The sequence below is a fragment of the Paenibacillus sp. FSL R5-0701 genome, assembly GCF_037973995.1.
In the GTDB taxonomy this organism is placed as follows: domain Bacteria; phylum Bacillota; class Bacilli; order Paenibacillales; family Paenibacillaceae; genus Paenibacillus.
In genome coordinates this window covers 6,332,169-6,343,601 of record NZ_CP150230.1, presented here as the reverse complement: position 1 = coordinate 6,343,601, position 11,433 = coordinate 6,332,169, and the positions used below count along the sequence as shown (strand labels likewise).

Annotated in this window: 8 protein-coding genes; 7 read left to right on the top strand and 1 reads right to left on the bottom strand. The window is 43.6% G+C overall.

Going from position 1 to position 11,433, the window contains the following annotated elements:
• The first annotated feature begins 9 nt into the window (after positions 1-9).
• From fliS to raiA, 5 genes are all read left to right on the top strand, one after another.
• Entirely contained in the window at positions 10-402 is a 393-nt protein-coding gene (fliS, locus tag MKZ13_RS27960; protein ID WP_339179816.1) for a flagellar export chaperone FliS, read from the top strand.
• Positions 395-730 carry a hypothetical protein gene (locus MKZ13_RS27955; protein ID WP_339179813.1) on the top strand — a complete coding sequence of 112 codons (336 nt, stop codon included), beginning with the start codon at positions 395-397 and terminating at the stop codon, positions 728-730. Before fliS ends, MKZ13_RS27955 begins: the two co-directional genes overlap by 8 nt.
• A gap of 364 nt (positions 731-1,094) precedes the next feature.
• Entirely contained in the window at positions 1,095-1,292 is a 198-nt protein-coding gene (locus MKZ13_RS27950) for a cold shock domain-containing protein (RefSeq protein WP_024631599.1), read from the top strand.
• A gap of 520 nt (positions 1,293-1,812) precedes the next feature.
• Positions 1,813-5,649, top strand: coding sequence for an InlB B-repeat-containing protein (locus tag MKZ13_RS27945; protein WP_339179812.1), 3,837 nt, complete (start codon positions 1,813-1,815; stop codon positions 5,647-5,649).
• Positions 5,650-6,094: 445 nt separating this feature from the next.
• Entirely contained in the window at positions 6,095-6,670 is a 576-nt protein-coding gene (raiA, locus tag MKZ13_RS27940) for a ribosome-associated translation inhibitor RaiA (RefSeq protein ID WP_339179810.1), read from the top strand.
• A gap of 532 nt (positions 6,671-7,202) precedes the next feature.
• Here the strand turns inward: raiA and MKZ13_RS27935 are convergent.
• Complete coding sequence (locus MKZ13_RS27935; RefSeq protein WP_338707151.1) at positions 7,203-7,370, bottom strand: hypothetical protein; 168 nt, start codon at positions 7,368-7,370, stop codon at positions 7,203-7,205.
• Between the two features lie 88 nt (positions 7,371-7,458).
• On the opposite strand from MKZ13_RS27935, the gene secA reads away from it, so the two are divergent.
• Together secA and prfB are read left to right on the top strand one after the other, a co-directional pair.
• Positions 7,459-9,963: a preprotein translocase subunit SecA gene (gene secA, locus MKZ13_RS27930; RefSeq protein ID WP_036667733.1), complete on the top strand. Its 2,505-nt coding sequence runs from the start codon at positions 7,459-7,461 to the stop codon at positions 9,961-9,963.
• Between the two features lie 242 nt (positions 9,964-10,205).
• Positions 10,206-11,319 (top strand): peptide chain release factor 2 gene (gene prfB, locus MKZ13_RS27925; protein WP_100528440.1). Its coding sequence is split into 2 segments (ribosomal slippage): positions 10,206-10,277 and positions 10,279-11,319, totalling 1,113 coding nucleotides; the frame shifts between segments, so codons are not numbered across the junction.
• Positions 11,320-11,433: the final 114 nt, after the last annotated feature.

Genomic DNA, 11,433 nt, shown 5'->3' with positions numbered 1-11,433 from the left:
GGTGAATACATGATTAAATCTCCTTATGATAAGTATCGGCAATCTTCAGTTCAGACATCGTCTCCTTCACAACTCGTTGTTATGTTGTATGACGGTGCAATACGATTTGCACGTACCGGTATTGAAGGATTGAAACAAAATGATTATGAAGCGACTAGTCTTAACTTGGGTAAAGCTCAGACTATTATTAGCGAACTTATGAGTACCTTGGACAACTCCGTTGAGATTTCAAAGGGATTGTATTCAATGTATGAATATACTAATTATCTCCTAGTACAGGCTAATATTCAGAAACAACCTGATAAAGCTGAAGAAGCCATTGGGTATCTTACAGACTTACGTGAAACATGGATACAGGCTTCTAAAATAGCTGTATCGCAGTCAGAGACTGCACATGGATGATTTAATAGCAGAGTTAGAACTATTAAACTCTAATATAATAAGTGAATTGTCAGACGCAAATTATGAAGAATTGGTTGAATATGTGGACAAAAGAGGAATAATCATTCAACGTATTCAAGATCATTTAAACAATGTTTCTATTGATTCAGCTCAGAAGGCAAGAATTGTTGCGTTAACAGACCATGATGATGCTATTTTAAGCCAAATGAATCTACTTCGTGTTGAAGCTCAGGAATGGCTTATGAAGCGTAACCAGGCAAAGGCTCAGCGTAATGCATACGAGAGTGACTTCGCGCCTGAAAGCATTTTAATGGATAGAAAAAAATAATAAAAAGTGAGCAAACAAATTTTTTTATGTTTGCTCACTTTTTATTATTTTTTTATAATATTTTGTTTTTCTAATACAATTCTCTTCTGTAGATTATCACCAGGTCTAATATGAAATAATCGTGGTACATTTATTTTACATTTCAAAGCAGGCTAAAATTAGACTTATCAGCAGCCTAATAAACCCGATATATTCAAGATATCCCACCTCTCAACACAATCCCCAATTAATCTACAAAAAATTCCAAGAAAACATTTACTTTTCCAATTGACAATGGATAACTTTGGATGGTATTATCTGAATTGTGGGCAGAGGTTAAGGCCGAAAGCTTCACTTCATTTGATGACGAAGGGAATGTTAGTGCATGCAAGGTAAAGTAAAATGGTTCAACGCAGAAAAAGGTTACGGTTTCATTGAGACTGAAGACGGCGGCGACGTATTCGTACATTTCTCCGCAATTCAATCCGAAGGATTCAAAACTTTGGAAGAAGGTCAATCCGTAGAATTCGACATCGTCGAAGGCGCGCGTGGACCGCAAGCAGCTAACGTAATCAAATTATAATCATCCGGACAATCCGACCTACATATATGGTTAGATGGTTACCAAATTGAATTATCGCTAGCATCAGACTCCGGTTAATCCGGGGTCTTTTTTTGATTCTTTGTAGATATGATTAAACCTTTCAAATGATTCAATTTAAACGGGCTCTTATAGGTAATTAACATGCTCGAAATAGGAGGTGCATTACTTTTAAGAAATAGTAGATTGTAAAAATCTATCGTCCTCGAAGCTGTTAAAGGTATGGGGAGAAAGTATGAAGTATGTGATCTTGGAGTTATCTGCACTCGACAAAATTAAAGATGGAATTGTAAAGGTATAATGACGGTTATTACTATTTAATCCCTATAATATTATGAAGAAGTTAAAAAATAGTAGATACTTTGTGTAGTGTTATGGTAGTATATAACAGGTATTAGTAGTTATTTAGACCTAATTTAATAGGTGTTTCAGGTAATTTGATCTTTTAACAGTGTGTTTGCGAGTTTCATAAGATTAATACATAAGACTTTAGGAGGATAACATGGGTAAAAACAAGAAACTACGCGGAGCGGTTGTCAGTGCTCTAAGTTTGAGTCTGGCATTGTCTTCAATGAGCGGTGCTGTATCTGCACGATCTATAAATGATGTACAAGGACACTGGGCAGAGCAAAAAATTCAAAGCTGGATTGAGAATGGTAGCTTGAAAGGTTATCAAGATGGTTCAGTAAAACCGAATAGTGCAATTACGCGCGCAGAATTCATTACATTGGTTAATCGAATGTTTGGATTCGCAGACACATCTACAGCTAATTTTAAAGATTTATCCCCGTCTAACTGGGCATATAACGATGTAGCAAAAGCACTTAATGCTGGTTATGTGAAAGGATACTCGGATAACACCTTCCACCCTGGTGCCAACGTAAGTCGTCAGGAAGCTGCGACCATGATTTCTAGTATTCTTGGATTGGACACTAGTAGCTCCGAAGGAATCAGACAATTCACGGATGCAGGCAAGATTCCTACGTGGAGCCAAGGGAGCATTGCAGCAGTAATTGAGAAGGGGATCATGAAAGGATACCCAGATGGCACGTTCCAGGCTCAAAAGCAGCTGACTCGCGCTGAAGCGATTGTCCTGATTGATTCTGCTCTAAACAACCGGACGGTAGCAAAAGAAACTTTAAGCATTGATACACCAGGAACATATGGAAGCGCACAAGAAACCAAAGTTGTGAACGGTGATGTAATTATTAATGTGGCTGGCGTGACTCTTGAAAACTATGAAATTAAAGGTGATTTACTGCTTGCTTCAGGTATTGGCAGCGGAGACGTAACCATTAAAAATGTAAAAGTCCACGGTACTACCAATGTAGAGGGTGGCGGTGAGAACTCTATTCATTTTGTAGATTCAGCACTCGTCAACGTTCTGGTAAATAAAAAGGATGGTACCGTTCGTTTGGTCGCAGAAGGCACAACAACAGCTCAAAAAGTGATTGTACAATCCTCTGCCAAATTGGAAGAGAATGAACTAAAAGGTGAGGGATTTACTGATATTGAATTGGCAAAAGAACTGCCATCTAATGCGAAAGTTCAATTAAATGGTAAATTTGATGATTTTGATGTATTCAGCGCATCCGTGACTGTACAATTGCAACGTGGATCAATTCAGGACGTGAAAGTGGATGCTACGGCTGCCAATAACACAATCCAAATTAGTGCTGGTGCGCAAGTTGTGAATCTTGTATTAAACGCAATTTCAAAAATATTAGGTGCATCTAATATTACAACGGTAACACTGAATTCCGGTTCCCAGAATTCCGCATTCGATGTAAGACCAAGCAATGTTCAAGGTGACCAAAAAGGTAGCATTGTTGTTAACACGCCATCAACTACGGCTACTGCTCCAAGCGGAGAATCTTCTTCAGGTGGATCTTCGAGTGGAGGATCAAGTGGTGGCTCGACAGGTGGGGGAGATAACCAACCGAAGGTAACCTACACCGTAACGTTTAACTTGAATGGTGTTGAAGGCACAGCTCCAGGTGCAGTAACTGTAGAAGAGGGCAAAGCGTTAACACTGCCAGCTAACCCAGAGCGTGCTGGATACGCGTTTGTGGGCTGGAACACTGCAGCAGATGGAAGTGGAACAACAGTAAGTAGTACAACTGCGATTGCGCAAAACACAACCGTTTATGCTCAGTGGCACCTGGCTGCACCAGTTGGCGGTTTAGATACGCTGAACGTAGCTAATGTGACTGCGGCTGAAGCGAAGTTTTTAGCCAAAGGGCTGGTGGATGAAAATAATGTAGAGATTCCAAGCACTCTGTCAGAGGTTAAAGCGTATATCAACGAAAAGTATAATGTGTCCTTTAACGCAGATGCGATTCAAGTTGTAGATGGAAAGATCTCTATTACTGAAAGCATACTGAGTCCAGCAGACTGGGCTAAGGTAAAACAGAACGGGGATAAAACAATTCCGTACCGCATTACCTTGCTGGAAGATGGAACGAAGGTCATCGCGGCTAAAATTGCAATGTACCAGGATGGAAACGCAGTTATCGAATCGTATCAAGCGGAAGAAGCAGCGAAATATACAGTGAATTTTGATTTGAACGGCGCTGAAGGCACAGCTCCAGAAGCAGCAAAAGTAGAAGAGGGCAAAGCGTTAACACTGCCAGCTGAACCGGTATGGGAGGGACACAGCTTCGCGGGTTGGAATACGGCAGCAGATGGACAAGGGAAGGCCGTAGATAGTACAACCGAGATCACGAGCAATACAACATTGTACGCGCAATGGACAGCTGATTTAAAAGTACCAGCAGACCGAGTAACGGAACTTGATGTACCCGGTGTAACCGGAACAGACCCGGAATTTCTGGTGTTTGGTTTGAATCAGGAAGAAGGCAGCAGTACACAAAAACCAAGCACCCTGTCTGAAGTGAAGACATTTATTGATGGGAAATATACAGTAAACTTTAATATAAACGCGATCCAGGTCGGAGCAGGCAAGCTTGCAGTTACAGACAGTATCTTGAGCAAAGCCGATTGGAACAAAGTAAAAACAAATGGGGATAAGACAATTCCATACCGTATTACCCTATTGGATGACAATGGTGTAAGAGTTGCAAAGATTGCGATGTACCAAGATGGGAATGCAACGATTGAATCACTTCAAGGTGAAACGCAGGTGAACTACACCGTAACGTTTGATTTGAATGGTTCTCCGGAGACAGCTCCAGAAGCGGCAAAAGTAGAAGAGGGCAAAGCGCTAACGCTGCCAGCTGAACCGGTATGGGAGGGACACAGCTTCGCGGGTTGGAATACGGCAGCAGATGGACAAGGGAAGGCCGTAGATAGTACAACCGAGATCACGAGCAATACAACGTTGTACGCGCAATGGACAGCTGATTTAAAAGCACCAGCAGACCGAGTAACGGAACTTGATGTACCCGGTGTAACCGGAACAGACCCGGAATTTCTGGTGTTTGGTTTGAATCAGGAAGAAGGCAGCAGTACACAAAAACCAAGCACCCTGTCTGAAGTGAAGACATTTATTGATGGGAAATATACAGTAAACTTTAATATAAACGCGATCCAGGTCGGAGCAGGCAAGCTTGCAGTTACAGACAGTATCTTGAGCAAAGCCGATTGGAACAAAGTAAAAACAAATGGGGATAAGACAATTCCATACCGTATTACCCTATTGGATGACAATGGTGTAAGAGTTGCAAAGATTGCGATGTACCAAGATGGGAATGCAACGATTGAATCACTTCAAGGTGAAACGCAGGTGAACTACACCGTAACGTTTGATTTGAATGGTTCTCCGGAGACAGCTCCAGAAGCGGCAAAAGTAGAAGAGGGCAAAGCGCTAACGCTGCCAGCTGAACCGGTATGGGAGGGACACAGCTTCGCGGGTTGGAATACGGCAGCAGATGGACAAGGGAAGGCCGTAGATAGTACAACCGAGATTACGAGCAATACAACATTGTACGCGCAATGGACAGCTGATTTAAAAACACCTGCAGACCGAGTAACGGAACTTGATGTACCCGGTGTAACCGGAACAGACCCGGAATTTCTGGTGTTTGGTTTGAATCAGGAAGAAGGCAACAGTGCACAAAAACCAAGCACCCTGTCTGAAGTGAAGACATTTATTGATGGGAAATATACAGTAAACTTTAATATAAACGCGATCCAGGTCGGAGCAGGCAAGCTTGCAGTTACAGACAGTATCTTGAGCAAAGCCGATTGGAACAAAGTAAAAACAAATGGGGATAAGACAATTCCATACCGTATTACCCTATTGGATGACAATGGTGTAAGAGTTGCAAAGATTGCGATGTACCAAGATGGGAATGCAACAATTGAGAAATTACAATAGTGATCAGCAGTTTTTGCAACCTATATGTAACATAAGATACAAAAGTAAATTACCAAATTGAATTATCGCTAGCATCAGACTCCGGTGATCCGGGGTCTTTTTTTGCGTTCATAGAATTTAAATTATGGGAGATATCCCCGGTCTATTACACGATACAAAAGGGCTCTGTTCAAGCACTATTCTAAACCTCCGTTTTACATAACAGATTAAATCACCTCAAAAACGGTTAAATACATCATCAAGCGCCGGATAAGTTGCTCCAGGATAATGATTGATTTTTTTGTTGATTTTGCCCGAAAATGGCGAAATATCGCGAAATATGGCGTTAAGCCTACGTTGGCAGATGTGGCTTGAACAGATGTCATTATTCGGTCACCGGGAGTTTTTACATGGAGCTTACATTCGTGTTATAATGAAGTGGCAAAGGAAAAAGGAGGAGTGCCCTATGAATTTAAGTATTCGAGGTCAACAAATCGAGGTTACTGATGCTTTGAAGGATTATGTCGACAAAAAGTTGAGTAGACTCGAGAAGTATTTCGATGCACCCCTTAACTCTGACGGTGCTGTTACATTGAGCACGACGAGAGGTTTGCATACGGTAGAGGTGACGATCCCTTTGAAAGGCATTGTGCTCCGCGCCGAGGATGAAAGCGACGATATGTACGCATCCATTGACTCCGTGGTGGACAAGCTGGAACGTCAGATCCGCAAACACAAAACAAAAATTAACCGTAAGTTCCGCCAGGAAGGTAGCCTGAAAACACTCTTCGTTGAAGATCCAACAGGTACTGTAGCTACTGCTGAACTGGATACGGATACGGATACGGATACGGATGACGATGATTTTGAAGTCGTACGGACGAAACGCTTTATGTTGAAACCAATGGACGTGGAAGAGGCCATCCTCCAAATGAACATGGTTGGTCACAATTTCTTCGTATTCTCCAACATTGACAGTGAAGAAGTTAGCGTTGTTTACAAACGGAACGATGGTAAGTACGGATTGATCGAACAAGGTTAATCTTAACGTACAGGATCATCGGAACGGACATGCGTATGAATATCTAATAATAATGAAGACAGGGACTGTAGTTTCCTGGATTGGACTTAACAAGAGCTTCCATCCTTTAGGGGATGGGGCTCTTTTGTGCGTAGAGGAGCTGGGAAATCACCTTTGGAAATAAAATGGTGAAACTATTCACTATGCTGCTGCGTCTAATAGATAGTAAGAATAATCATAATTGGTACAAGTTTATCACCAGATTCCGATGCTTACGAAAATATTCGTATACCTACATTCGAGAACTGGATATTGAGATTTCCATCCAAATTTACCATCAAAATTCGTTGACAGAGCTGTCTATCCTGCAAAACGAAACATGACAATCGGACGCTTCCGCTAACGACTATGATTTTTTGCACTTAAACTCGGTTTGATATGTCTCAGAAGTTCAAAGAAGTGTGCCGTGGCGTGTTGCGGCGGCTCTTACAAACTGTTACAATTTATGCAAAGAGAATCATTGTCCTGATGAGGAATTGTCAACGAATGATCGCTAATCATAATCAATGACAGGCACAGCACCATGAACATGATTCGCAAGGCTCGGGCTTCGGCTACTTTTTAATAACCGAATCCGTTTGAATACCGAATCAGCTTCATGAGGAACCCTTGGCAAGCCTGGAGTTGATTCATCCATATTACTTTTTATATTGTTTGTCACCCCCGGGCAAGTGGATGCAACATCCATCCGATGGTGTCGCATGGCGGCAACAGGGGGTCTATTCTGTTTTGCACGAAAGGGGTATACCATGCTAGGACTTGTCAAAAAGATCTTCGGCGACATGAATGAACGTGATGTTAAACGTCTGATGAAGACGGTCGATGTGATCAATAAACTGGAACCACAATTTCAGGCGTTGTCTGATGAACAACTGAAAGGTAAAACGGACGAATACCGTGCTCGTATTGAAAAGGGAGAAACAACAGATGAGCTTCTTCCAGAGGCATTTGCAACTGTACGTGAGGCATCACGTCGTGTACTGGGCAAACGTCACTACGATGTACAGATGCTGGGCGGTATCGCTCTGCATGAAGGCCGTATTTCCGAGATGAAAACGGGTGAAGGTAAAACGCTGGTAGGAACACTTCCGGTATATCTGAACGCGTTAATGTCCAAAGGTGTACACGTGGTCACGGTCAATGACTACTTGGCACAACGGGATAGCCAGGAAATGGGACAAATCTATGAGTTCATGGGCATGACGGTTGGGGTTAACCTCAGCGGTATGGACCATGCGTTGAAACAACATGCATATGCATGTGATATTACGTACGGAACGAACAATGAGTTTGGTTTTGACTATCTGCGTGACAACATGGTGCTTTACAAAGAGCAAATGGTACAACGTCCATTGTTCTTCTGTATCATTGATGAAGTAGACTCCATCTTGGTCGATGAGGCGCGTACGCCACTCATTATCTCTGGACAAGCTCAGAAGTCGACGGATATGTACTATGCAGCAGATCGTTTTGTGAAACGTTTGGTGCCGGAAGAAGACTTTACGGTAGACATTAAGGTGAAATCCGTAGCGTTGACTGAGGCGGGCGTGGCAAAAGCAGAGAAAGCATTTGGTATCGAGAACTTGTATGATCATGCCAATGTAACTCTCAACCATCACATTGTACAGGGCTTGAAAGCTAATGCAATCATGCGTCGTGACGTGGATTATGTTGTCAGTGATGAGGAAGTCATGATCGTTGATGAATTCACAGGTCGTCTGATGTCTGGACGTCGTTACAGTGATGGATTGCACCAAGCGATTGAAGCCAAAGAAGGCATTGAAGTACAAAATGAGAGCATGACGCTTGCTACGATTACCTTCCAGAACTATTTCCGGATGTACCGTAAACTTGCGGGTATGACGGGTACAGCGAAAACCGAGGAAGAAGAGTTCAAAAAAATCTACGGTCTCGAAGTACTGCAAATTCCAACTAACCGTCCGAATAAACGCGATGACATGGCAGATGTCGTGTATAAGAGCATCGATGGCAAGTTCAATGCCGTTGTAGAAGAGATCGTGGCACGCCACAGTAAGAATCAACCGATTCTGGTAGGTACAGTGTCCATTGAGAACTCTGAACGCCTGTCTGACATGCTTAAACGCCGTGGTGTCAAACACCAGGTACTGAACGCCAAGTACCACGCGGAAGAAGCAGAGATCATCTCAGGAGCTGGTCAAGCGGGTGCAGTAACGATTGCAACCAACATGGCAGGACGGGGTACAGATATTATCTTGGGTGATGGTGTAGCTGAAGTAGGCGGCCTTCATATCATCGGTACAGAGCGTCACGAATCACGCCGGATTGATAATCAGCTACGTGGCCGTGCGGGACGTCAAGGTGACCCGGGTTCAACACAATTCTACCTGTCACTGGGTGATGAATTGATGAGACGTTTCGGTGCAGACAATGTATTGAACATGATGGAGCGTCTTGGTTTTGAAGAAGACCAACCGATCGAGAGCCGGATGATTACCCGTGCAGTAGAATCAGCGCAGAAGCGTGTTGAAGGTAACAACTTTGACGTGCGTAAAGTCGTTCTCCAATATGATGATGTAATGAACCAACAACGTGAAATTATATATAAACAGCGCCGCGAGGTACTGGAGTCCGAAAATATCAAACAAATCGTTATGGATATGATCAAGCCTTCCATTGAACGTATCGTTGAAGCACATTGTAGTGACGATATCCCGGAAAACTGGGAGCTTCAGGAAGTTGCTGATTACATGAACAGCAAATTGCTGGACGATGGTTCCATAACTAAAGATGATCTGTGGGGTAAGGAAGCAGAAGAGATCATCGAGTTCCTGTTCACGAAAGTTCAGAACAAGTACAATGCACGTGAAGAGCGAATTGGCGAAGAGATGGTTCGTGAGTTCGAGAAAGTGGTTGTGCTCCGTGCAGTAGACAGCAAGTGGATGGATCATATTGATGCAATGGATCAATTGCGTCAAGGTATCCACCTTCGTGCCTACGGCGGTACAGATCCACTGCGTGAGTACCAGTTCGAAGGCTTCGAGATGTTCCATCAGATGATCGCTTCGATTCAAGAAGAAGTAGCGACTTATGTGATGAGAGCACAGATCGAGAGCAATCAGGAGCGTCAAGCGGTTGTTGAGGAAAGTCAGATCTCGACAAGCGGTGAACCTGCTGAGAAACGTCCAGTGAAGGTTTCTGACCAAATCGGACGTAACGATCCATGCCCATGCGGTAGTGGCAAGAAATTCAAACACTGCCACGGTCAAGAGTAGTTAAAGGGTTCATTTATACACGAATGACATGAATGGCTCCTTGCAGCCGGGTATTCCATAGGATGAAGTGAAGGATGCAAAACCGATTAATGGTGCATAGTTATAATAATATGACCATGATCACGGGGAAGAGATATACTGATACAACAGTAGTCTCAACACCAGGGTAACGCATCGGATACTTGATCTGGAGGAATGCCCTGGATGCGGGGAGCTTATCTTAATGAAAAGAGGAATTGCACATGATCGATCCAAACGTGAAGCATGACCTGCGTGAAATAGGCAAAAAACTAACCAACCTTAGGGGGTCTCTTTGACTTAGATCTGAAGCAAGAGATGATCGGCAACTTCGAAGTGAAGATGTCTGCCCCGGATTTCTGGGATGATAGTGACAAGGCGCAATCCGTAATCGCTGAGCTAAATGCGGTGAAGGGATCTGTGGATCAATACACCAAACTCCAACAGGATTATGATGATGCGGTGATGATGGTAGAACTGGCTGACGAGGAAGGCGACGAAGACCTCGCTGCAGAGATCGGTAGAAGCGTCACAGCGATCGTGAGCAAGGTGGCAGAGTTCGAACTTCAGCTGCTCCTGAACCAGCCGTATGATAAGATGGATGCCATTCTAGAGCTTCATCCGGGGGCAGGTGGTACCGAGTCACAGGACTGGGGACAGATGTTACTCCGGATGTACACACGTTGGGCCGAGAAGCGTGGCTTCAAGGTTGAGGTTCTGGATTATCTGCCAGGAGATGAGGCGGGGATCAAGAGCGTCACGCTATCGATCAAGGGGCACAATGCTTATGGTTATCTGAAAGCCGAGAAGGGTGTACACCGACTGGTGCGGATCTCTCCTTTTGACTCATCGGGCCGTAGACATACGTCCTTCGTATCATGTGATGTGGTTCCTGAGATTGATGATACGATTGAATTGGACATTCGAACAGAGGATCTCAAGATTGATACCTACCGTGCGAGTGGCGCGGGTGGACAGCATATCAATACCACCGACTCAGCCGTGCGGATTACCCACCTTCCGACAGGTGTAGTTGTAACGTGTCAGAATGAACGTTCACAGATCAAGAACCGTGAGCGGGCGATGAAGATGCTTCGTTCGAAATTGTATGAGCGTAAAATTGAAGAGCAAAAACAACAGCTGGATGAAATCCGAGGAGATCAGTCGGATATTTCATGGGGTAGCCAGATTCGCTCCTATGTGTTCCATCCCTATAGTATGGTAAAGGATCACCGTACAAGCGTGGAGACTGGAAATACAGGGGCAGTAATGGACGGCGACCTCGATGCATTCATCGATGGTTATTTGCGTAGCCAGATTAAAGTAGAAACCGATTAATATAAGTTCCTGTATGGACCCATACGTGTAGGCGTATGCTGGTGTATACGGGAGCTTTTTTTTGAATAATTTTATAGGATAGAAGAAATGAGCGAACAACTGATCAGTCACATA

Coding starts and splice junctions, on each gene's coding strand:
- MKZ13_RS27950 (WP_024631599.1), top strand. CDS start 1,095: ATGCAAGGTAAAGTAAAATGGTTCAACGCAGAAAAAGGTTACGGTTTC.
- MKZ13_RS27945 (WP_339179812.1), top strand. CDS start 1,813: ATGGGTAAAAACAAGAAACTACGCGGAGCGGTTGTCAGTGCTCTAAGT.
- MKZ13_RS27955 (WP_339179813.1), top strand. CDS start 395: ATGGATGATTTAATAGCAGAGTTAGAACTATTAAACTCTAATATAATA.
- secA (WP_036667733.1), top strand. CDS start 7,459: ATGCTAGGACTTGTCAAAAAGATCTTCGGCGACATGAATGAACGTGAT.
- fliS (WP_339179816.1), top strand. CDS start 10: ATGATTAAATCTCCTTATGATAAGTATCGGCAATCTTCAGTTCAGACA.
- raiA (WP_339179810.1), top strand. CDS start 6,095: ATGAATTTAAGTATTCGAGGTCAACAAATCGAGGTTACTGATGCTTTG.